The following is a 19,250-nucleotide window of genomic DNA, read 5'->3' as shown; positions in this document are numbered from 1 at the left end:
AGTGACTGCCGTACGAGCAACGGCATCCTGCCTGCCATGCGTCCCTCCACAAGGAGACGCAAGCGATGGAGAGCGACGGTCATCGAGACGGCATCCACAGGAACGCCATTGCCGGTCAATTGCGTGACCTGATCGACGACGGCCGCGATGAGCTTCCGCTGCCCGGTGGCGGCCGGACGCTGGACCGGTGGCGCGCGCTTGCCCGGGTCGCCGCGCGGGACCTTGCGCTGGTGAAGCTCTTCGAAGGCCACACCGATGCGCTCGCCACGCTGGCGGAGGCGGGCGTCGCGCCCCAGGCCCGCGCCAGTTACGGCCTGTGGGCCGCCGAACCGCCGCAGGCGCGCGCGGTGTTCCGGCGCCTGCCCACGGGCGGCATCGTCCTCCACGGCAGCAAGGCCTGGTGCTCCGGCGCCGAAAGGCTGGACCGTGCGCTGCTGACGGTCTGGGAGGAGGACGGCACCGGCCCCTGGCTGGCGGATGTCGATCTGCATCATCCCGGCGTCCACATCGACGACGCCACCTGGCACGCTGTCGGCATGGCCGCCACGGCGAGCGCCACGGTGAGCTTTGAAGCGGCGCCCGCCCGCCTCGTCGGCGACGCCGGTTTTTACCTGTCGCGACCCGGCTTCTGGCACGGCGGCATCGGCATCGCCGCCTGCTGGCACGGTGCCGCGTGTGCGGTGGCAGACGCTCTCCGTGCGCAAGCGAACAGTGCCGCCGAGCCGGGCTGGCACCGCACCCTCGCGCTCGGCGAGGTTGACCACCTGCTGTCCGCCAACGCCGCGCTGCTGCGCGAGGCTGCCGCCTGGGTCGACCGCCATCCGGCCGCCAATGCGCGGGCCTGGGCGCTGCGCACGCGAGCCGCCAGCGACGACGGCGCCCAGCGGGTCTTGCGTGCGGCCACGCGGGCCATGGGCGCCGGTCCGCTGTGCCTTGACCCTCATTTCGGGAGGCTGGCAGCGGATTTGCCAGTGTTCCTCCGGCAGTGCCACGGCGACCGCGATCTGGCCGCCCTGGGAACCGACAACCTGAAGGAAGACACCACGCCATGGACGCTCTGATGCACCGACGCCCGTTCCTGACCGTGAACGAGGGCATGCCCGCCGGCCTCGCCGCCGACGAGTCCCCGCTGCGATCGCCGTCCGACCGCCGCATCGACGGCGAGGGCACGCCCGAATGGGCCTGGCGCCAATGGCAGCCGCTGTGGGGCGCGCCGCTGACCTCGCTCGACGAACTGGTGCCGGAAGGCCGCCGTGCCGTCGTCGTCGCGCCGCATCCCGATGACGAGGTGCTGAGCTGCGGCGGACTGCTGTCGCTGCTGGTGACGCGTCACCGCGCCGGTCTGCCGCCCGATCGCGCGCCCGCGCCGCCCGTCGAGCTGGTGGCCGTGACCGACGGCGAAGCCAGCCACCCCGGATCGCCGCGGTGGACGCCGCAGCGCCTGGCCGTGCAGCGCCGCCACGAGCGCGCCTCCGGATTGCGCCGTCTCGGCCTGCACGTCCCCGTGCACGCGCTGGGTCTGCCCGACGGACGCATCGCGGAAGAGGAGGACGATCTCGTGCTCGAGCTGTGCCGCCGCCTGCGGCCGGACGACGTCGTCCTCACCTCCTGGCGCTTCGACGGCCACCCGGACCACGAAGCCACGGGCCGCGCCTGCGCGCGCGCCGCCTTGCTGACGGGTGCCTCGCTGGTGGAGATCCCCATCTGGGCCTGGCACTGGGCCCGCCCGGGCGACGCGGCGGTGCCCTGGCACCGGATGCGGCGCCTGCCGCTCAACGCGCGCTCGCTGCGGGACAAGCGCACCGCGCTCGCCGCGCATCGCAGCCAGTTGCTCGAGGACGGGGATCACCCGCCGGTTCTCTTCGCCGAAGCGGTGAACCGCCTGCTGCGTCCCTTCGAATTCGTGCTGGCACCCGAGGCGCATCAATGATGAACGACGCCAGCGGTGCCCCGGCGGCGCTGGCGCGTCATTTCGAGGCGCTGTTCTCCGACAACGCCGACCCTTGGGGCTATCGAACGCGGTGGTACGAGCAGCGCAAACGCGCGATGGTGCTGGCCTGCCTGCCGAGAGAGCGCTATGCCCATGGCTTCGAGCCGGGTTGCGCCAACGGCGAACTGAGTGCCGCGCTGGCCACGCGATGCGACCGTCTGCTGTCGACCGACGGCAGCGAGACGGCCGTGGCCCATGCGAAGGATCGACTGGCCTCGCTGGTTCACGTCGACGTGGCACGCGCAACGATGCCGGCGGATTGGCCCGTCGCACGATTCGATCTGATCGTGCTGAGCGAGATCGGCTACTACCTGGAGGAGGGCGGTCTCGATGCCTTGATCCGCCGGGCGGCGGCGAGCCTGGAAACGGGCGGCACGCTGCTGGCCAGCCACTGGCGGCACCAGGAAGGCGACTACCTGCGCCTGGGCGACGAGGTGCATCGCCGCATCGATCTGCTGCTGCGCGAGCGTCACGGCTTGACGCGGCTGCTGCGGCACGAGGAGACGGATTTCCTCGTCGAGGTCTGGAGCGACGACAAGCGCTCGGTGGCGCAGCGCGAGGGCTTGAGGCCATGATCGGCATCGTGGTCCCCGCGCATGACGAGGAGGTCCTGGTCGCTCGCGCGCTCCTGGCGCTGAAGGTCGCGGCGGCGCACGGCGACCTGGGCGCGGAAGAGGTCCGCATCCTCGTGGTGCTCGACGCGTGTCGCGACGGAACGGGCGCGGTGGCGCGCGCCCTCGGCATCGACTGCCTCGCGATCGAGGCGCGCAATGTCGGCATCGCGCGCGCGGCCGGCGCGCAGGCGCTGATCGGGCGCGGGGCGCGCTGGCTCGCCTTCACCGATGCCGATTCGACGGTGGCGCCGGACTGGCTCGCGCGGCAGCTCGCGTTCCGCAGCGAGGCGGTCTGCGGCGTGGTCGAGGTCGACGACTGGAGCGGCTATTCCAGCGAGGAGCGCCGCCTCTACGAGGCGGGGTACCTGGATGCCGAGGACCATCGTCACATCCACGGCGCCAACCTCGGCGTGTGCTCGAGCGCCTATCAGCGCGCCGGCGGCTTTCCGCCACTGAGCAGCCGCGAGGACGTGGCGCTGGTGCATCGGCTCGCCGCGCTGGGTGCCCGCATTGCATGGACCAACACCGTGCGCGTGCTGACGAGCGCCCGTCGCGCCGGCCGGGCGCCGGACGGCTTCGCGACCTTCATGCAGGGCTTGTGCCCGTCGCCATGAGCCTGGAAAGGCTCAGCGCATTGGCGGTCGCCGCACCGGAGGCCGTGTTGTCGAAGACGCACCAGACCAGCGTTCCCGCGGGCCAGCGCGACAGCGCCTTCGCCTGAGCCTCCAGCCATTCTTCGTCGTAGCTCGACCAGTACATGCGCGGGGCGCCGTGCCAGCGGTAGTAGACGACCGCGCCGCGTCCGTCGCCCTGCTCGCCGAGCCAGCCACCGGGCGCGCCGGCGCCTGCGGGTTTCGCAGGATCGGCCGCCACGCGACCGATGCGCTCGTGGATCAGCAGCCGCTCGGCGACATCGGTGAACCACGTGGGGTGGCGCGGCTCACACACCACGGCGCCGTCGAAACCCGCCCGTACCGAGCGGAAGAAGGCACGCGCCACCTTCACGTCGAAGACGAGCGACGGGGGCAACTGCACCAGCAGCACCGCCAGACGCTCACCCAATCCCGCCAGCGAAGCCGCGAAGGCCTTCACCTCCGCGCGGGGCACGTGCAGGCGCGCGTCGTGCGTCATCGCCCTGGGCAGCTTGACCGAGAAGCGGAAGCCGGCGGGCGTCTGGCTCGCCCAACGCTCGAAGGTATCCGGACGATGCGTGCGGCTGAAGGTCGTGTTGATCTCCGAGCAGTCGAGCACGCGTGCGTAGCGTTCCAGCTGCGCGCCGCCACCGGGGAAGGCGTCGGCCACGTCCCTGGGAATGCTCCAGCCCGCGGTGCCGATGAACCGGGAGGGCGTGGAGCGCGGGGGCGGCGGGGAGGCAGGGAACGAAGGACGTGGCATGGCGGTCAATTGAGTGATCCTCGTCGGCAAGCCGCTTGCCCATCCGCCGGATGCTGTGGCCCGGCATTGCCGCAGCGCAGCATGACAGCGGCGAGGGTGGGGGCGTAGCATCGAGACTCCTCGGACTCATGCCTCTCGCGTCATGTCAGTCTGGCAATTCGATCTCGCCTTTGCGCAAGACGGTGCCGCAGCGTCGTGGCTGCCGTCCTCGCGCTCCGACGTCATGCACTATCTCGCAAGCCGTGTCGGGCCGAGCACGCCGATGCTCGAGGGCTGGCGCTACTTCGGCAACGAGGCGGGCAATTGCATCGACATGGTCTCCGACCCCGATGGCCGCTATGAACTGCACGCGCGCCTGGACGCCTGCGCGAGCGAGACCGACCACTTCATCGAGGTCGTCTGCGACGTCGCCCACGCGCTCGGCTGCGAGTTCTTCAGCGAGGAACTGTCGGCGCTCGTGCGGCCCAGCTCGCGGGCGCTGAAGGAAGCGCTGCAGCGCTCCAGCGCCTGGCAGTTCGCGCTCGATCCCGAGGGCTTCCAGCCCAGCCGCTGATCGCGCTGATCGCGCTGAACCCGCGGATTCCTGCGGATCCGCGCCCTCCGGATCGACCTCACACCGTGCCGTCGAGCGCCGCCTTCAGATGCGGCGCCGTGCGTGACTCCGCGCTGGCGGCCACCTCTTCCGGCGTGCCCGCCGCCACCAGTCGACCGCCATCCCCGCCTGCACCGGGACCGAGGTCGATCACCCAATCCGACGCGGCGACGACGCGCATCTCGTGCTCGACGACGACGACGGTGTGACCAGCCTCGACGAGGTCGCGCAGCTGGACCATCAGCTTGTCGACATCCGACGGATGCAGGCCGGTCGTGGGCTCATCCAGCACGTAGAGCGTGTGGCCGCGCTGCGTGCGCTGCAGCTCCGTGACGAGCTTGATGCGCTGCGCCTCGCCGCCCGACAGCTCGGTCGCCGGCTGGCCGAGCCGCAGGTAACCCAGGCCGATGCCCTTCAGCAGTCCCAGCGGGCGGGCGAGCGCCGGTTCCTCCGCGAAGAACTCGAACGCGGCGTCCACGGTCATGCCGAGCACCTCCGCGATGTTCCGATCGCGGTAGTGGATCTTCAGCGTCGCCTCGTTGTAGCGCGCGCCGTGGCAGGCGGGGCAGGGCGCGAAGACGCTGGGCATGAACAGCAGCTCCACGCTGACGAAGCCTTCGCCCTCGCAGGTCTCGCAACGGCCCTTGGCGACGTTGAAGGAGAAACGGCCCGCGTCGAACTTGCGGGCGCGCGCGGCCGGTGTCGCGGCGAAGAGCTTGCGCACGTGATCGAACAGCCCCGTGTAAGTCGCGAGGTTCGAGCGCGGCGTCCGCCCAATCGGTTTCTGGTCGACCTGCACCAGCCGGCGGATCGTCTCGGCGCCGCTGGCGATCCGTCCGCCGGTGGCGGCCTGGACGTCGGTTCCGGCCTCGGCGTCCTCGTCATCCTCGATGGCCACGGGCTCGTGGCCCAGGTGCGCGCCGACGAGGTCCACCAGCGCGCGGCTCACCAGGGACGACTTGCCTGAACCCGACACGCCGGTGACCGCGGTGAAAACGCCGAGCGGAAAAGCGGCGTCCACGTCGACGAGGTTGTTCTGCGTGATGCCTTCGAGGCGCAACCAGTCCTTCGGCGGGCGGCGCACGGGCCGCCGGTCGTGCCGGCCGGCGGCACCGACTGGACCGGAGGAAGGGCCGGGGACTGCGTCGCGAGTTTCGTCGGGGAAGAGATAGGCGGCGGTGCGCGACTCCGGGACGTCGCGCAGGCCATCGGGCGGTCCGCTGTAGAGCACACGGCCGCCGAGTTCGCCGGCTGCGGGCCCGACGTCGACGATCCAGTCCGAGGCGCGCATGAGGGTCAGGTCGTGCTCGACGACGTAGACCGAGTTGCCCGCCGCCTTCAGCGACCGCAGCGAGGCGAGCAGCGATTCGCTGTCGGCCGGATGCAGGCCCGCGGACGGCTCGTCGAGCACATACACGACGCCGAAGAGGTTGGAGCAGATCTGCGTGGCCAGGCGCAGCCGCTGGAGCTCGCCGGGCGACACGGACGGCGTGGCACGCTCCAGCGACAGATGGCCGAGTCCGAGCGAGAGCAGCGGTCGCAGCCGCATCAGCACGTCGTCGACCAGGCGCCGGGCGGCGAGACGCTTCTCCTCGCTGAGCCCGTCGGTGGCGGCGTCGCCGAGGTGGTCCGCCAGCTGCGCCAGCGGGAACTGCGACAACGCGCCGATGTCCAGTCCGCCGAAGCTCACCGACAGCGCCTCGCGCTTGAGCCGCTTGCCGTCGCAGACCGGGCAGGCGCCGCCGATCAGGTAGCGCGACACGCGGCGCTTCATCAGCGCGCTCTGCGTGGTCGCGAAGGTGTGCATCACATAGCGCTTCGCGCTGCTGAACGTGCCCTGGTAGCTGGGCTCCATCTTGCGGCGCAGCGCGTCCTTGGTCTCCGCGGGGGTGAACCCGGCGTAGACGGGCACGGTGGGCTGCTCGTCGGTGAACAGGATCCAGTCGCGCGTCTTGCGCGGTAGCTCGCGCCAGGGCTTGTCGACGTCGATGCCCAGCGTGACGAGGATGTCGCGCAGGTTCTGGCCGTGCCAGGCCGGCGGCCAGGCGGCGACGGCGCGGTCACGGATGGTGAGCGTGTCGTCGGGGACCATCGAGGCCTCGGTGACCTCGTACACGCGACCCAGCCCGTGGCAATGCGGGCAGGCGCCCTGCGGCGTGTTGGGCGAGAAGTCCTCGGCGTACAGCATCGGCTGTTTCGCCGGATAGCGGCCGGCGCGCGAGTACAGCATCCGCAGCAGCGATGACAGCCCGGTCACGCTGCCCACCGACGAGCGCGCGCTGGGCGTGCCGCGCTGCTGCTGCAGCGCGACGGCGGGCGGCAGGCCGTCGATCGAATCGACCGCCGGAACGCCGACCTGGTCGATGAGCCGTCGCGCGTACGGCGCGACCGATTCGAAATAGCGCCGCTGCGCCTCCGCGTAGATCGTGCCGAAGGCGAGGGAAGACTTGCCGGAACCGGACACGCCGCTGAACACCACGAGCGCATCGCGGGGAACGTCCACATCGACGTTCTTCAGGTTGTGCTCGCGCGCGCCGCGCACCTGGACGAAGGCGGCGCGTCCGGGACGCTCGCCGTCGACATCCGATGTCGCGGCGGACGCGGCGCCGGAGTTTGACGCGGACGCGCGCGACGCGGAGGAGGACGGGCGGATGGACGGGCGTTTGGCCAAGACGGAACCTCGGAGGATCGGCGCGGTGCGCACAGGCGTGGGGGCGAAGTATCGGTCGACGCAGCTGGGTCACGTGGAATAGCAAGCTGGATGCCCAACCCGCCTGGGAGGCCGGGGATCGTGCTGTCGATCGGCTTGTCCATCGGCGCCGGGAGCGGCTCTTGCTGGGTAGGACCCATCCACAGAAGGAGTCCACCATGACCGACAAGCCCCTCTCCGACACCGAGCGACGCGAGAAGCTCTGGGACCTCATCAAGGACATCAAGGTCGGCCTGTTCACGACGCACCACGCGAACGGGCATCTGCACTCGCGCCCGATGACGCTGCAGAACAAGGACCTCGACGAAGGCGAATCGCTGTGGTTCTTCATGTCCCGCAGCGGTGAGCCGTTCAGCGACATCGTCGCGTCGTCGCAGGTGAACGTGGGCTTCGCCAACCGGGACGACGACACCTACGTCTCGGTGTCCGGTACCGCGGAGCTCAACGAGGACCGCGCCAAGCGCCAGGCGCTCTGGACCAAGGTCGCCGAGGCCTGGTTCCCCAAGGGCATCGACGATCCCGACCTGGCGGTGGTGCGCGTGCGCATCAGCCACGCCAGCTACTGGGACGTGAAGGCCTCCAAGCTGACGCAGCTCTACGCGATGGCCAAGGCCGCGGTGACCGGCAAGCCGCCCGTCGGCCTCGCCGAGACCGGCGAGGTGCGGATGAAGTGATGGCGTGACAGACCCGCGGATCCGCCGGGATCCGCCGGTTCACGTGTCGGCGATAGGCGTCGACGACAGACATCGACGACAGACGTCGACGATCAACGACCCACGGGAGATCCTCATGCCCAGAGGCGACAAGTCGTCCTACACGGACAAGCAGAAGCGGCAGGCCGAGCACATCGAGAGCGGCTACGAGCATCGCGGCGTTCCCAAGGAGGAAGCGGAGCGGCGCGCGTGGGCCACGGTCAACGCGGAGACTGGCGGCGGCAAGAAGTCCGGCTCCGGACGTGGCCAGGCCGAGAACCACGAGCCCTCGCGCAAGGGCGGGCACCTGGGCGGCAAGGCCGCGGCCAGCCGCACGGCGGCGGAGCGCTCCGCGTCCGCGAAGAAGGCTGCGGCGACGCGCAAGCGCAATGCGGCGGCGCGCGCGGGACATCATTGACGGGCCGTTCTCCGTCACCAATGAGAACGCCGACAGGACGGAGGTCCTGTCGGCGTTTGTCGCGCTGAGCCTTCCGGCTCGAGCGATGTTCAACGGGCGGCGACGCCTTCGGTCGCGGCACCCTTGGCTTCCTTGGCGGCGTAGCGCTGGACCAGCGCGGCGTACGTCGGCGAGGCCTTCATCTCTGCATATCGCGCTTGTGCCTTGGCGCGCTGGCCGGCGTTCAGGCTGAAGTCTTCGGTGCGGTCGACGGCGGCCAGGCCGGACTCGCGATAGATCTCCAGATCGGCCAGCACTTCGGCGCGGCTCTTCTGGCCTTGCGTGATCGGATCGAGGTGGCTGTAGCTCTGCGCGAAGGCCGGCACGGCGGCGGCGGACAGGGCGATCAGGGCGGTGGCGATCAGGGTCTTGGCGGTCATGATGGTGTCCTTTGAGAGAGCGTTGGATCGGGGTGTCTGGGGTCTTGGGCCGGCTTCGTTTGCCGATGACTGAAGGTTAGTGCCGCGTGTCTTTCTGATAAATGACTGGCACACGAATGGGCCGTTGTGAGGCTCGCAACAATCGGCGGCTTGCCATCGGCCGTCGGGCCTTCACGGGCTGCCGGTGTCCGATGCGCAGGCACAAAGCAAGACGCCCGGCATGAGCCGGGCGTCTTGCGTGGGAACGAAGCGAGGAGCGTCAGTCCGTGGATCGCTCCATCGACACAGCGCAGCCTGAGGCGTTCATTCGGCCGAGGCGTCTTGCTGATCGGCGGTCGTGCTGCGACGGCCGGTGATGTAGACCGTCGGCAGCTGTTCGCGCTTGACGCTGACGACCACCGGATCGAGCGTGACGATCGAGGCGCGCATCTCGCGCTGACCTTGTGCATGAGCGATCCCGAGGCCGAGCGCCAGGGCCGCGATGGCACCGAAGGCGACGGCCTTGACGGTGGTGCTGGTGGCGGAAGTGATGGCGAGGCGGTGGGCGTTGTTCATGTCGATCTCCTGAAGGCGTTGGCTGTGTCGATGGAGTCAGTGTCGTCATCGAGGCCACGCCTTGCGAGCGCCTGGCGACGAACCTTCAACGCGACGGCGTGAAGTGCATGGACGGCTGACAAACCGTCGCGCCTCGCTGGCCGTGTCATCCCATCACAAGCGAGAACGCCGACAGGACGATGTCCTCTCGGCGCTCGATGCTCCGGGCTTTGCGGCCCGGGCGGCGTTCAGCGGGCGGAGACGCCTTCGGTGGCGGCGCCCTTGGCTTCCTTCGCTGCAAAGCGCTGCACCAGGGCTGCGTACTTCGGCGACGCCTTCAGCTCGGCGTAGCGGGCTTCGGCCTTGGCGCGCTGGCTGGCGTTCAGGGTGAAGTCCTCGGTGCGGTCCGCCGCGGCCAGACCGGACTCGCGGTAGATCTCCAGATCGGCCAGCACTTCGGCGCGGCTCTTCTGGCTTTGCGTGATCGGGTCGAGGTGGCTGTAGCTCTGCGCGAAGGCCGGCACGGCGGCGGCGGACAGGGCGATCAGGGCGGTAGCGATCAGGGTCTTGGCGGTCATGATGGTTTCCTTTGAGAGAGCGGTGGATCAGGGTGTCTGGGGTCTTGGGCCGGCTTCGTTTGCCGATGACTGAAGGTTAGGCGGGTGCCCGAATCGCATAAATGGCCCAGGCGCGAATGGGTTGTTGTGCAGCTCGCAACAATCCACCGAGTCCACAGCGCCACAAAGGCGACGTGGTCGGTGGCGTCCGGTGTTGCGCGAGGAGCGTTCTCGCCCGCCTGCGCCCGCCCGCGAATCGGCTCGAAGTCCTTTAGGCTCGACGGTTTCCCAATCGCGACCTCCCGGCAGTACCCCGCATGACCACCGATTCCGCGTCCCTCGCACGTTCCGACGCGGCGCTGCCCGCCGCCGCCCCTGCGGCGACCGGCGTGACCGCCACACCCCATGCCCACGGCTTCCTGCTGCCGGTCGTCGGCGCCGCCGCCTTCGCGCACCTGCTCAACGACCTGATCCAGGCCGTCCTGCCGTCCATCTATCCGATGCTGAAGGCCAACTACGCGCTGAGCTTCGGCCAGATCGGCTGGATCGCGCTGGTCTACCAGATCACCGCGTCGCTGCTGCAGCCCTGGGTCGGCCTCTACACCGACAAGCATCCCAAGCCCTACCTGCTGCCGATGGGCATGGTCGCCACGCTGATCGGCGTCGGGCTGCTGGCGTTCTCGAGCTCGTACGAAATGCTGCTCGTCGCCGCGGGCGTCGTGGGCATCGGCTCGGCGACCTTCCATCCGGAAGCCTCGCGTGTCGCGCGCATGGCCTCGGGCGGGCGCTTCGGCACCGCGCAGTCCTGCTTCCAGGTCGGCGGCAACGCGGGCTCGGCGGTCGGGCCGCTGCTCACCGCGGCCATCGTCATTCCCCACGGCCAGTCGGCCATCGCGTGGTTCATGCTGGTCGCGGCGCTCGCGATCTTCGTGCTGTCGCGCATCACCGGCTGGACGCTGCGCCACGGTCAGGCGAAGGTCAACAGCCTCGCCCGCGGCGCGGCCGGCGGCCTCGGCCGTCGCGAGGTGGTCCGCGCCATCGTCGTCATCGCGATCCTGATGTTCGCGAAGTTCGTCTACATCGCGTCCTTCACGAACTACTTCACCTTCTACCTGATCCAGCGCTTCGGCCTCAGCGTCCAGCAGAGCCAGGTCTACCTGTTCATCTTCCTGGCCGCGATCGCGGCGGGCACCTTCGCCGGCGGCCCGGTGGGCGACCGGATCGGGCGCAAGGCGGTGATCTGGGTGTCCTTCCTCGGCGTCGCGCCGTTCGCGCTGGCGCTGCCCCATGTCGGCCTGACGCTCACTGCCGTGCTGGCGGTCGCGATCGGGTTGGTGATGTCGTCGGCCTTCGCGGCGCTGGTCGTCTACGCGCAGGAAGCGGTGCCGGGGCGCGTGGGCATGGTCTCGGGCGTGATGTTCGGACTGATGTTCGGCATCGGCGGCATCGGCGCTGCCGGCCTGGGCCATCTGGCCGACGTGCACGGCATCGTCTGGGTCTACACGCTGACGTCCTTCCTGCCGCTGCTCGGCCTGGCGACGGCGTTCCTGCCGGACACGCGCAAGGCCAAGTCGGCCTGAACCTGGCGCGGGGGGCAGGGCGGTCCGGCGCCGCCTTGCCCGTAGCGCTGCCATCCCTTCATCAATCGCACCGACATTCACGGCGCCGACCCTGTTGCGACCTATGATGAGAAAAGTTCTCATTTGCAACAAAGCCGTTTGCCCATGTCTCCCTTGGTCTCACGCCTGTGGCGTGTGTTCCCGCTGATCTCGCGCATCGTCGCGGCGATCGGTGGCGGCTACGTGCTGGCGGCGCTGCTCAGCGTGGCGGTGCTCGCGCTGCCGGTGAGCCGCCCGCAGGCGGTCATCGGCGGCATGCTCGGCAGCTTCGTCGTGTATGTCGGCGCGGTTGTGTGGGTCTTCGCGGTGCGCAGCGCCACGCGAGCCTGGGCAGGCCTGATCGTCGCCGCGCTGCCGCTCCTGGCTGTCGCCTGGTCCGTCTGGACTGCCGCCGCTCCCGTAGCATCGCCATGACCGTCGACGTCCAAGAGTCCCTGACCGCGCCGCAAGCGCGCGGCATCCGGCAGACGATGTCGGACCTGCACATCTGGACCGGTCTGCTGCTGGGCTGGTTCCTGTTCGCGATGTTCCTCACCGGCACCGTCAGCTACTTCAAGGAGGAGCTGTCCCAATGGATGCGGCCCGAGATCGCGCACCAGGCCGTGACGCCGGAGCCGGCCGTCGTGGCCGGCCGCATCGCCAAGGAGCTGGAGACGCTGGCGCCGGGCACGTCCCAATGGAGCCTGCGCCTGACCGACGATCGCCACAGCGTGGCCGACGCCTTCTGGCGCGTGCCGGCGAAGGACGGCGCGCGTCGCGCGTTCAAGTCCGCGGTCTTCGATCCGCAGACGGGAGAGAAGGTCAGCGCGCGCGACACGCTGGGCGGCGAGTTCTTCTACCGCTTCCACTTCCAGTTCCACTACATGCCGGTGCTGTGGGGCCGGTGGCTCGCGGGCCTGGCGGCGATGTTCATGCTGGTGGCCATCGTCAGCGGCGTGATCACGCACAAGAAGATCTTCACGGACTTCTTCACCTTCCGCTGGGGCAAGGGCCAGCGCTCGTGGCTGGACGCGCACAACGCGCTGTCGGTGTTCGGGCTGCCCTTCCACCTGATGATCACGTACACCGGCCTGGTGACGCTGATGGCGCTCTACATGCCCTGGGGCGAGCAGGCCGGCATCAACACGCCGGCGTTGAAGCAGCAGCTGACCGCGGAGCTCAACGCCTTCATCCAGCCCGGCAAGCCCGCGGGCGAGGCGGCGCCGCTGGCGTCCGTCGAGGCGATGGTGCGCGAGGCCGAACAGCGCTGGGGCGCGGGCAACGTGGCGCGCGTCACCGCGACGAATCCGGGCGATGCCTCGGCGCGCGTGGCGATCACGCGCGGGGAGGGCGGCCGCGTCTCGATGAGCCCGCAGTACCTGCTGTTCGACGGCGTCTCCGGCAAGCTGCTGGAGGATCGCAGCGGCGTCGGCGCCGCGGCCGAGACGCGCGGCGTGATGGTCGGGCTGCACCTGGGCCGCTTCGGCGACGACACGACGCGCTGGCTGTACTTCATCGTCAGCCTGGCGGGGACCGCGATGGTCGGCAGCGGGCTGGTGATGTGGACCGTGAAGCGACGCCAGAAGCTCCCCGATCCGGACAGGCCGTACGTCGGCTTCATGGTCGTCGAGCGGCTGAACATCGCCGCCATCGCCGGCCTGCCGCTGGCGATGAGCGGCATGCTGTGGGCCAACCGGCTGCTGCCGTTGGGTCTGGAGAAGCGCGGGGAATGGGAAGTCCACGTGGTGTTCATCGTCTGGGCGGTGACGCTGCTGCATGCGCTGGTCCGGCCGGCGAAGCGCGCGTGGATCGAGCTCTTCTGGCTGGGCGCCGCATCACTGGCGCTGCTGCCGGTGGGCAACGCGCTGACGACGGACCGTCCGCTGTGGCACAGCCTCTTGCAGGGCGACTGGACCTTCGCGGCGGTCGAGCTGATGTGCTGGGCCTTCGCGGCGCTGCTGGCCTATCTGGCGGTCCGAACGGCGCGCCATGTGCCGAAGGGGTTGGCCGTCCAGCAGGCGAGTCGCGCATCGCCGCCACCGCCCTCCGGCGAGGCCGGCATGGCGCTGCGATCGGGCGAGGAGGGGGCGCGGTGATGCACGTCCTCAGCCTGTTGATCTGCGTGGCCGCCTTCGCGGCGCTCGCGATGGCGACGGACCGCACGCAGATGGAGGTGCTCGGGCGCGAACTGCCCGCCACCAAGTCCCGCGCGTTGCGTGTCGCCGGCTGGGCGCAGCTGCTGGCGAGCCTCGCGCTCGTCGTGAGCGTCCAAGGCTGGGGCCTGGGACTGGTCAGCTACAGCGGCCACACCAGCTTCGCGGCGGGCGTCGTGTACATCGCCTTGATCGTGCAGCATCTGCGCAGACAGCAGCAGCGCTCGCGGTGAGCCAACCCCGAGCGCCGACGGCGCACACGCGCCATGGCGCTTCCGAGGTGTCCTCGAATCCCATCGGCTTGTAATCCTTCGCCTGACCCGCTGTCGGCCAGCGTCCCCACCCCGGCTGGGGGCCGCCCAGCCTCGAAAAACTGTCACCCGTGACCCATCATTGAGTCATTCCAGGGAGACAAAAAATGAAGGTTGCACTGATCGAGGACAACGTGCTGCTGCGGCGCCTGATGGTGTCGCGCCTGCAGTCCGAGGCGTCCATCACCGTGGTGGGCCAGGCCTCCAGCGAGAACGCCGCGATCAGCACGATCGCGCTGAGCGCGCCGGACGTGGTGCTGGTGGACCTGAGCATCGACGGCGGTTCCGGCCTGGGCGTGATCGAACGCCTGCGCGCCGCGCGCTTCCGCGGCCGCATCCTGGTGCTGAGCTCCGAAGACCGCTCGACCTACGAGTCCCGGGTCCTGTCCTGCGGCGCGGACGGCTTCTACGACAAGGCCAACGACTTCGAGCGACTGGTCGATGAGCTCTGCGTGCTGTCCAACAGCGCGTGGATGGCGGATTGATTCACGGCGGCGCCGCACGCTTCCGGCGCCTTCCTCGAGGGCAGTAGAGTTCAGGTCCTTCCCCAGGACCCCGGACATGTCCCACGACCTCAGCTTCAGCGGCACCGGTCCCGGTGCGCAGACCCAGGACGGCTGCTCGGTGGAGCTCTACCGCCGGGCGCGCTACGCCGGCGAGATCGAGCACCTTCGGCCGCGGCTGCCCCCCGGCACCACCGTGCTGGAGTTGGGATGCGGCACAGGGTTGCTCACGCATCGCCTGCTTGAATTCGGCTGTGAGGTCACCGGCGTCGACAACTCCACCGACATGCTCGCGCATGTCTCCGGGCGGGTCCGCAAGGTCCACGCCGACATCGAGCAGCTTGCGCTCGCGGAGCGCTTCGACGTGGTCCTGTTGCCCAGCGGCCTCATCAATCATGCGGATGCCGCCGTGCGGCGCGCCTTCGTCGCCGCGGCCGCGCGCCATGTCGCGCCGGACGGCGTGCTCATCCTCAAATGCCAGAACGCGCAGTGGCTGCGGACCGCGACGATCGGGCGCGTGGGCGAGCACGACGGCGTGTCGATCGACCTGCTCCAGGTCGACCGGACGCCCGAGGCGAAGGAACCGCCCGTCCGGATGACGCTGAAGTACACGGTGGGCGACGACGCGTGGACGCATTCGTTCGTCGTCGTGCCCATGGACGAGCCGGCGATCGCGCAGTTGCTGGACGAGGCCGGCTTCGCCGCGCCGGAAGCGCTCGATGCGAAGCGCGAGTGGTTCCTCGCCCGGCTCAATGCGCGTGATCGCCGTGACCACCGCCCTTGTCTTCCTTCGCCGGCATCGCCGCGTTGAGCGCGCGCACCGGTGCCTTCACCTCGACGGTCTGCCGGACGCCGGCGCGGTCCTCGAAGACCAGCGTCAGCGGCACCTGATCGCCGGCCTTCACCTGCGCGGGCAGGTCCAGGAACATCAGGTGGAAACCGCCGGGCTTCAGCTCCACCGTCTTGCCGGCGGGAAGCTCGATCGCCGGGACCTGACGCATGCGCATCACGTTGTCCTGCATCGCCATCTCATGCACCTCGGCCTTGGGCGTGAGCGGCGTGGTGACGGCGACAAGCCTGGTGTCCTTGCTTGCCGTGAGCTTCATGAAGGCGCCGGTCGCCTTCTGCTGCGGCACGGTCGCGCGCACCCAGGCGTCGTCGATCTTCACTTGGGCATGGGCGGCGACGGAAGCGAGCAGCGAACCCGCGACGAGCAGCAGCGAGTGGATCTTGAAGGTCATGTCGGTTCTCCGGAAAGATGTGGTTGAGGGTCGAAGGTTGAGGGTCAGGCGTTGAGCAGCTGGCGCACGTCCTCGGCGAGGTCGGCGGCGCTCATCTCATGCTTGATGGCCAGGCGCGCCTTGCCCTGTCGGTCGAAGACGGTGCTGATCGTCGAGTGGTCCATCGTGTAGCTGCTGCCCGTGGGCACCTTGCCGTAATAGACCTTGAACTCCTTCGCGACCGCGGCGGTGCCTTCGAGATCGCTGTAGAGCCCGAGGAAGCTCGGGTTGAACGCGGCGGTGTAGGCCGCGAGCACCGGCGCGGTGTCGCGCTCCGGGTCGATGGTGACGAAGAGGACCTGGAAGTCCTTGGCATCCTCGCCCAGCATCTGATGCACGGCCGCCGCGCGCGCCAGCGCGGTCGGGCACACGTCGGGGCACTGCGTGAAGCCGAAGAACATCATCACCACCTTGCCGCGGAAATCGGCGAGGCGGTGCGGGCGGCCATCGCCACCCTGTAGCGCGAAGTCACGCGCATAGCTCACCAGCGTGAGGTCGATGCCGTGGAAGGTCGGCGAGGGCTTGCACGCCGCCAACGGCAGCAGGCAGGTGGCGATGGTCAGAGCACGACGGCGCGCGTCGGGAACGGTGACGGAATCGCTACGTGAGGCGCGTGCAGGCGGCGCCAGGCGCGCGAGAGAAAGGTGTCGCATGATCGAGAAGGCGTGGACCGACCCTGACGCGTGAGCGCGTCGACGCCAGCACGCAGGGGCGCGTGCGAGAGCGACGAGGTCAGTCGAAGAGTGCTTCGCGTCCGGGACGGAGCGAAGTGCGCATCGGCCGCGAGGCGGCGATCAAGCGACGGCGGGAGGTCCGCGAGCGAGCGCGGGCGCCCACGCGAAGAGCGGGCGCGGCGCGGTGAAGAACAGCTGCGGATGCTCGAACTTCAAGGCATCGGGCGGCGTCCATTGCACGGTGGCGGGAGGCAGGTCCGGCGCGCCATGGTGGATGGCGCAGTACGGACAGTTCATCGACGAATTCATCAGCGATGCGCTGTCGCGGCTCGTGTCGACGTTGCCGGCGGCGTCGATCACCACGAGCTTGGCGCCGGTCGCGGAACAGATCTCCGCGAAGGTGGCGCCCTGATGGACCAGCATCGCATGCGACAGCGACGGCAGCATCGCCGCGAGCAGGATCGTGAGGCTCACGAGCCATGCCCAGCGCCTGGTCGATGTCCGCGTCGCATGCATGCGCGGCATTCTATGTCCCGGTCATCGACGGCGTCGGTGGCAGGGATCCGACGGTTTCGCGCCGTCGGACCTTCAGCGCATCAGGCCATGAGCGGGTCAGGTGCTCAGTACGTCTTGTACGGCAGGAACTTCCCGCTCATCACGATGCTGACGCGGTCGCCCTTCGGATCGGGCTCGCGTTGCAGGTCCATGCGGAAGTCGATCGCGCTCATGATGCCGTCGCCGAATTCCTCGTGGATCAGTTCCTTGAAGGTCGTGCCGTAGACGCTGATCAGCTCGTAGAAGCGGTAGATCAGCGGATCGGTCGGGACCGAGGTCGGCAGGCTGCCCTTGTAGGGCACGACCTTGAGCCACTGCGTCTCCGCCTCGGTGAGGTCGAAGAGGCCGGCCAGCGTCGCGGCCTGCGCATCGTCGAAGGTCATCTGGCCGAGGCAGCCGGCCGTGACCCACTCCTTGCTGAGGCCGACCGCGTCGGCCACATCGGACCACTTCAGGCCCTTGGCCACCTTGGTGGCGATGATCTTTTCGGTGACGTCGAGTCGGCTCATGCAAAGCTCCTGGGTGGGGTGACGGGATGGCTGCGCTCCACCAGGAAGTCCATGAGGTGGTTGCGCATCGGGTAGTACTGGGGATCGTGGTGCAGCGTGGCGCGCTGGCGCGAGCGGGGCATCGTGTTCACGACGATCTCCGCGACCCGCGCGCGCGGGCCGTTGGACATCAGCATGACGCGGTCGGCCAGGAGGATGGCCTCGTCGACGTCGTGCGTGATCATGAAGACCGTCTGCCGCGTCGCGGCGCAGATCTTCAGCAGCTCGTCCTGGATCGTGCCGCGCGTCAGCGCATCCAGCGCGCCGAAGGGCTCGTCGAGCAGCAGCATCCGCGGCTCGATCGCGAAGGCCCGCGCGATGCCCACGCGCTGCTTCATGCCGCCGGAAAGCTGGCTCGGCTTCTTGTCGAGCGCGGGCGTCAGGCTGACGAGGGCGACGTACTTGCGGACCTGCTCGTCGACCTGCGCCTTCGACCAGTTCGGCCACTTGCTGCGCACCGCGAAGGCAATGTTCTGACGCACCGTCAGCCACGGCATCAGCGCATGGCCCTGGAAGACGACGCCGCGATCGAGGCCCGGTCCGACGACCTCGCGGCCGTCGACGATCACGTGGCCTTCGCTGGCCTGCTCGAGGCCCGCCAGCGCGTTGAGGATCGTCGTCTTGCCGCAGCCGCTGTGGCCGACGATGCAGACGAACTCGCCCTGTCGCAGCGTGAAGTCCACGCCTTCGAAGATGGTCGTGTCGCCGTAGCGCTTGGCCAGGCCTTCGACGCGGACGAGGACGGGTGTCGTATCGACCGCCGCAGCGGCCACGTGTTCCATGGGATCAATCCGCATACGTCACCGCCTTCTGCGCGCGGGCGAAGAGCCCGTCCAGCGCCATGCCCACGAGGCCGATCACGAGGATCGCGAAGATCACGTTGGGCAGGCTGAGGTTGTTCCACTCGTTCCAGACGAAGTAGCCGATGCCGGTGCCGCCGACCAGCATCTCCGCCGCGACGATCACCAGCCAGGCGATGCCCATGCTGATGCGCATGCCGGTGAGGATGGTCGGCGCGGCCGCGGGCAGAATGACTTCGAAGGCCCGGCGCAGCGGGCGGACCTCCAGCGTGCGCGCGACGTTGAGCCACTCCTTGCGCACGCCGGCGACGCCGAAGGCCGTGTTGATCAGCATCGGCCAGACGCTGCAGATGAAGATCACGAAGATGCCGCTCGCCGCCGAGTCCTTGATCGTGTACAGCGCAAGCGGCATCCACGCCAGCGGCGAGATCGGCTTGAGCACCTGGATGAAGGGATCGAGCGCGCGGTGGACCAGCGGACTCATCCCGATCGCGAAGCCCAGCGGGATCGCGACGAGCGCCGCCAGCAGATAGCCCAGCGCGACACGCCCGAGCGAATACGCCAGCTGCAGCCCGATGCCCTTGTCGTTGGGGCCCTTGTCGTAGAACGGATCGGCGAGGTGATGGACGATCGTCGTCCCCATCTGCGCGAGCGTCGGGAAGCCGCTCTTGGCCGCCACCGTCGCGCCGCTCCCATCGGCGCCGGCGATGTCGGCGGGAAGGGGCTTGCCCATCAGCTTCGCGTATTCGATCTGCTCGGGCGTCATCGCCGGTGCTGCGGTGGAGACGGCGGACAACGCAGTCCCGGTGCCCATCGTCGCCAGGAACCAGATGCCCAGCAGCAAGCCGAGCAGCAGCAGCGAGAGCAGGGCGGCACGCGCGTTCAATGAAGTCGGCGGGGTCATCGG

24 protein-coding genes are annotated in these 19,250 nt (G+C 69.3%); 13 read left to right on the top strand and 11 right to left on the bottom strand.

The window, feature by feature from the left end:
- The first annotated feature begins 65 nt into the window (after positions 1–65).
- Genes AC07OZ_RS18960 through AC07OZ_RS18945 form a run of 4 tightly spaced genes read left to right on the top strand, consistent with a single transcriptional unit; the run spans position 66 to position 3,218 of the window.
- Positions 66–1,061 (top strand): acyl-CoA dehydrogenase family protein, encoded by a 996-nt coding sequence (locus tag AC07OZ_RS18960; protein WP_495468642.1) that lies wholly within the window; start codon positions 66–68, stop codon positions 1,059–1,061.
- Entirely contained in the window at positions 1,049–1,930 is an 882-nt protein-coding gene (locus AC07OZ_RS18955; RefSeq protein ID WP_495468641.1) for a PIG-L deacetylase family protein, read from the top strand. The genes AC07OZ_RS18960 and AC07OZ_RS18955 overlap by 13 nt, the downstream gene beginning before the upstream one ends.
- Positions 1,930–2,565, top strand: a complete 636-nt coding sequence (locus tag AC07OZ_RS18950) for a class I SAM-dependent DNA methyltransferase (protein ID WP_495468640.1) — start codon at positions 1,930–1,932, stop codon at positions 2,563–2,565. Before AC07OZ_RS18955 ends, AC07OZ_RS18950 begins: the two co-directional genes overlap by 1 nt.
- Positions 2,562–3,218 carry a glycosyltransferase family 2 protein gene (locus AC07OZ_RS18945; protein WP_495468639.1) on the top strand — a complete coding sequence of 219 codons (657 nt, stop codon included), beginning with the start codon at positions 2,562–2,564 and terminating at the stop codon, positions 3,216–3,218. The genes AC07OZ_RS18950 and AC07OZ_RS18945 overlap by 4 nt, the downstream gene beginning before the upstream one ends.
- Here AC07OZ_RS18945 and AC07OZ_RS18940 read toward each other — a convergent pair.
- Positions 3,190–3,906 carry a DUF72 domain-containing protein gene (locus tag AC07OZ_RS18940; RefSeq protein ID WP_495468638.1) on the bottom strand — a complete coding sequence of 239 codons (717 nt, stop codon included), beginning with the start codon at positions 3,904–3,906 and terminating at the stop codon, positions 3,190–3,192. The two genes, AC07OZ_RS18945 and AC07OZ_RS18940, sit on opposite strands and share 29 nt — an antisense overlap.
- Positions 3,907–4,141: 235 nt before the next feature.
- Here AC07OZ_RS18940 and AC07OZ_RS18935 point away from each other — a divergent pair, with 235 nt between their 5' ends.
- Positions 4,142–4,552, top strand: coding sequence for a hypothetical protein (locus AC07OZ_RS18935; protein ID WP_495468637.1), 411 nt, complete (start codon positions 4,142–4,144; stop codon positions 4,550–4,552).
- 58 nt (positions 4,553–4,610) lie between these two features.
- Here AC07OZ_RS18935 and AC07OZ_RS18930 read toward each other — a convergent pair whose 3' ends face one another.
- The gene (locus tag AC07OZ_RS18930) at positions 4,611–7,262 is read right to left on the bottom strand and encodes an excinuclease ABC subunit UvrA (RefSeq protein WP_495468636.1); all 2,652 of its coding nucleotides are present in this window, start codon (positions 7,260–7,262) and stop codon (positions 4,611–4,613) included.
- Positions 7,263–7,459: 197 nt separating this feature from the next.
- Between AC07OZ_RS18930 and AC07OZ_RS18925 the strand changes: the two genes are divergently transcribed.
- Together AC07OZ_RS18925 and AC07OZ_RS18920 are read left to right on the top strand one after the other, a co-directional pair.
- The gene (locus AC07OZ_RS18925) at positions 7,460–7,975 is read left to right on the top strand and encodes a pyridoxamine 5'-phosphate oxidase family protein (RefSeq protein ID WP_495468635.1); all 516 of its coding nucleotides are present in this window, start codon (positions 7,460–7,462) and stop codon (positions 7,973–7,975) included.
- Between the two features lie 115 nt (positions 7,976–8,090).
- Positions 8,091–8,411, top strand: a complete 321-nt coding sequence (locus AC07OZ_RS18920; RefSeq protein WP_495468634.1) for a plasmid stabilization protein — start codon at positions 8,091–8,093, stop codon at positions 8,409–8,411.
- 89 nt (positions 8,412–8,500) lie between these two features.
- On the opposite strand, the gene AC07OZ_RS18915 is transcribed toward AC07OZ_RS18920, so the two are convergent.
- The 3 genes from AC07OZ_RS18915 to AC07OZ_RS18905 all read right to left on the bottom strand — a co-directional run bounded on the left by AC07OZ_RS18915 (position 8,501) and on the right by AC07OZ_RS18905 (position 9,942).
- Positions 8,501–8,830 (bottom strand): DUF4148 domain-containing protein, encoded by a 330-nt coding sequence (locus AC07OZ_RS18915; RefSeq protein WP_495468633.1) that lies wholly within the window; start codon positions 8,828–8,830, stop codon positions 8,501–8,503.
- A gap of 303 nt (positions 8,831–9,133) precedes the next feature.
- On the bottom strand, positions 9,134–9,385 hold the full coding sequence (locus AC07OZ_RS18910; RefSeq protein ID WP_495468632.1) for a hypothetical protein: 252 nt from the start codon (positions 9,383–9,385) through the stop codon (positions 9,134–9,136).
- A gap of 227 nt (positions 9,386–9,612) precedes the next feature.
- On the bottom strand, positions 9,613–9,942 hold the full coding sequence (locus AC07OZ_RS18905; RefSeq protein WP_495468631.1) for a DUF4148 domain-containing protein: 330 nt from the start codon (positions 9,940–9,942) through the stop codon (positions 9,613–9,615).
- A 296-nt stretch (positions 9,943–10,238) separates the two neighbouring features.
- Between AC07OZ_RS18905 and AC07OZ_RS18900 the strand changes: the two genes are divergently transcribed.
- The 6 genes from AC07OZ_RS18900 (at position 10,239) to AC07OZ_RS18875 (ending at position 15,297) form a co-directional block, all read left to right on the top strand.
- Positions 10,239–11,501, top strand: coding sequence for an MFS transporter (locus tag AC07OZ_RS18900; RefSeq protein WP_495468630.1), 1,263 nt, complete (start codon positions 10,239–10,241; stop codon positions 11,499–11,501).
- Positions 11,502–11,645: 144 nt separating this feature from the next.
- Entirely contained in the window at positions 11,646–11,954 is a 309-nt protein-coding gene (locus AC07OZ_RS18895; RefSeq protein ID WP_495468629.1) for a DUF3649 domain-containing protein, read from the top strand.
- Positions 11,951–13,615, top strand: coding sequence for a PepSY-associated TM helix domain-containing protein (locus tag AC07OZ_RS18890; RefSeq protein ID WP_495468628.1), 1,665 nt, complete (start codon positions 11,951–11,953; stop codon positions 13,613–13,615). Before AC07OZ_RS18895 ends, AC07OZ_RS18890 begins: the two co-directional genes overlap by 4 nt.
- The gene (locus AC07OZ_RS18885) at positions 13,615–13,905 is read left to right on the top strand and encodes a DUF3325 domain-containing protein (RefSeq protein WP_495468627.1); all 291 of its coding nucleotides are present in this window, start codon (positions 13,615–13,617) and stop codon (positions 13,903–13,905) included. The genes AC07OZ_RS18890 and AC07OZ_RS18885 overlap by 1 nt, the downstream gene beginning before the upstream one ends.
- A gap of 185 nt (positions 13,906–14,090) precedes the next feature.
- Entirely contained in the window at positions 14,091–14,468 is a 378-nt protein-coding gene (locus AC07OZ_RS18880; protein ID WP_495468626.1) for a response regulator, read from the top strand.
- Positions 14,469–14,544: 76 nt separating this feature from the next.
- The gene (locus tag AC07OZ_RS18875) at positions 14,545–15,297 is read left to right on the top strand and encodes a class I SAM-dependent methyltransferase (RefSeq protein ID WP_495468625.1); all 753 of its coding nucleotides are present in this window, start codon (positions 14,545–14,547) and stop codon (positions 15,295–15,297) included.
- Here AC07OZ_RS18875 and AC07OZ_RS18870 read toward each other — a convergent pair.
- From AC07OZ_RS18870 to ntrB, 6 genes are all read right to left on the bottom strand, one after another.
- Positions 15,236–15,727 carry a copper chaperone PCu(A)C gene (locus tag AC07OZ_RS18870; RefSeq protein WP_495468624.1) on the bottom strand — a complete coding sequence of 164 codons (492 nt, stop codon included), beginning with the start codon at positions 15,725–15,727 and terminating at the stop codon, positions 15,236–15,238. The genes AC07OZ_RS18875 and AC07OZ_RS18870 overlap by 62 nt on opposite strands.
- Before the next feature lie 44 nt (positions 15,728–15,771).
- Complete coding sequence (locus AC07OZ_RS18865) at positions 15,772–16,419, bottom strand: SCO family protein (protein WP_495468623.1); 648 nt, start codon at positions 16,417–16,419, stop codon at positions 15,772–15,774.
- 141 nt (positions 16,420–16,560) lie between these two features.
- The gene (locus tag AC07OZ_RS18860) at positions 16,561–16,914 is read right to left on the bottom strand and encodes a DUF2946 domain-containing protein (protein WP_495468622.1); all 354 of its coding nucleotides are present in this window, start codon (positions 16,912–16,914) and stop codon (positions 16,561–16,563) included.
- Between the two features lie 146 nt (positions 16,915–17,060).
- Positions 17,061–17,504, bottom strand: coding sequence for a cyanase (gene cynS / locus AC07OZ_RS18855; RefSeq protein ID WP_495468621.1), 444 nt, complete (start codon positions 17,502–17,504; stop codon positions 17,061–17,063).
- Positions 17,501–18,325, bottom strand: a complete 825-nt coding sequence (locus tag AC07OZ_RS18850; RefSeq protein WP_495468620.1) for an ABC transporter ATP-binding protein — start codon at positions 18,323–18,325, stop codon at positions 17,501–17,503. The genes cynS and AC07OZ_RS18850 overlap by 4 nt, the downstream gene beginning before the upstream one ends.
- Positions 18,326–18,329: 4 nt before the next feature.
- Positions 18,330–19,247, bottom strand: a complete 918-nt coding sequence (gene ntrB / locus AC07OZ_RS18845) for a nitrate ABC transporter permease (RefSeq protein WP_495468619.1) — start codon at positions 19,245–19,247, stop codon at positions 18,330–18,332.
- Between the last annotated feature and the right edge of the window lie 3 nt (positions 19,248–19,250).

The sequence above is a fragment of the Roseateles sp. GW821-FHT09G03 genome, from assembly GCF_059416045.1.
This window is presented reverse-complemented; position numbering and strand designations above follow the sequence as displayed.

Bases quoted from the DNA above. Each gene is read 5' to 3' on its own strand.
- AC07OZ_RS18905 (WP_495468631.1), bottom strand. From the start codon at position 9,942: ATGACCGCCAAGACCCTGATCGCTACCGCCCTGATCGCCCTGTCCGCC.
- cynS (WP_495468621.1), bottom strand. From the start codon at position 17,504: ATGAGCCGACTCGACGTCACCGAAAAGATCATCGCCACCAAGGTGGCC.
- AC07OZ_RS18925 (WP_495468635.1), top strand. From the start codon at position 7,460: ATGACCGACAAGCCCCTCTCCGACACCGAGCGACGCGAGAAGCTCTGG.
- AC07OZ_RS18865 (WP_495468623.1), bottom strand. From the start codon at position 16,419: ATGCGACACCTTTCTCTCGCGCGCCTGGCGCCGCCTGCACGCGCCTCA.
- AC07OZ_RS18870 (WP_495468624.1), bottom strand. From the start codon at position 15,727: ATGACCTTCAAGATCCACTCGCTGCTGCTCGTCGCGGGTTCGCTGCTC.
- AC07OZ_RS18885 (WP_495468627.1), top strand. From the start codon at position 13,615: ATGCACGTCCTCAGCCTGTTGATCTGCGTGGCCGCCTTCGCGGCGCTC.
- AC07OZ_RS18950 (WP_495468640.1), top strand. From the start codon at position 1,930: ATGAACGACGCCAGCGGTGCCCCGGCGGCGCTGGCGCGTCATTTCGAG.
- AC07OZ_RS18890 (WP_495468628.1), top strand. From the start codon at position 11,951: ATGACCGTCGACGTCCAAGAGTCCCTGACCGCGCCGCAAGCGCGCGGC.
- ntrB (WP_495468619.1), bottom strand. From the start codon at position 19,247: ATGACCCCGCCGACTTCATTGAACGCGCGTGCCGCCCTGCTCTCGCTG.
- AC07OZ_RS18880 (WP_495468626.1), top strand. From the start codon at position 14,091: ATGAAGGTTGCACTGATCGAGGACAACGTGCTGCTGCGGCGCCTGATG.
- AC07OZ_RS18910 (WP_495468632.1), bottom strand. From the start codon at position 9,385: ATGAACAACGCCCACCGCCTCGCCATCACTTCCGCCACCAGCACCACC.
- AC07OZ_RS18915 (WP_495468633.1), bottom strand. From the start codon at position 8,830: ATGACCGCCAAGACCCTGATCGCCACCGCCCTGATCGCCCTGTCCGCC.
- AC07OZ_RS18920 (WP_495468634.1), top strand. From the start codon at position 8,091: ATGCCCAGAGGCGACAAGTCGTCCTACACGGACAAGCAGAAGCGGCAG.
- AC07OZ_RS18955 (WP_495468641.1), top strand. From the start codon at position 1,049: ATGGACGCTCTGATGCACCGACGCCCGTTCCTGACCGTGAACGAGGGC.
- AC07OZ_RS18935 (WP_495468637.1), top strand. From the start codon at position 4,142: ATGTCAGTCTGGCAATTCGATCTCGCCTTTGCGCAAGACGGTGCCGCA.
- AC07OZ_RS18945 (WP_495468639.1), top strand. From the start codon at position 2,562: ATGATCGGCATCGTGGTCCCCGCGCATGACGAGGAGGTCCTGGTCGCT.
- AC07OZ_RS18900 (WP_495468630.1), top strand. From the start codon at position 10,239: ATGACCACCGATTCCGCGTCCCTCGCACGTTCCGACGCGGCGCTGCCC.
- AC07OZ_RS18850 (WP_495468620.1), bottom strand. From the start codon at position 18,325: ATGGAACACGTGGCCGCTGCGGCGGTCGATACGACACCCGTCCTCGTC.
- AC07OZ_RS18895 (WP_495468629.1), top strand. From the start codon at position 11,646: ATGTCTCCCTTGGTCTCACGCCTGTGGCGTGTGTTCCCGCTGATCTCG.
- AC07OZ_RS18875 (WP_495468625.1), top strand. From the start codon at position 14,545: ATGTCCCACGACCTCAGCTTCAGCGGCACCGGTCCCGGTGCGCAGACC.
- AC07OZ_RS18960 (WP_495468642.1), top strand. From the start codon at position 66: ATGGAGAGCGACGGTCATCGAGACGGCATCCACAGGAACGCCATTGCC.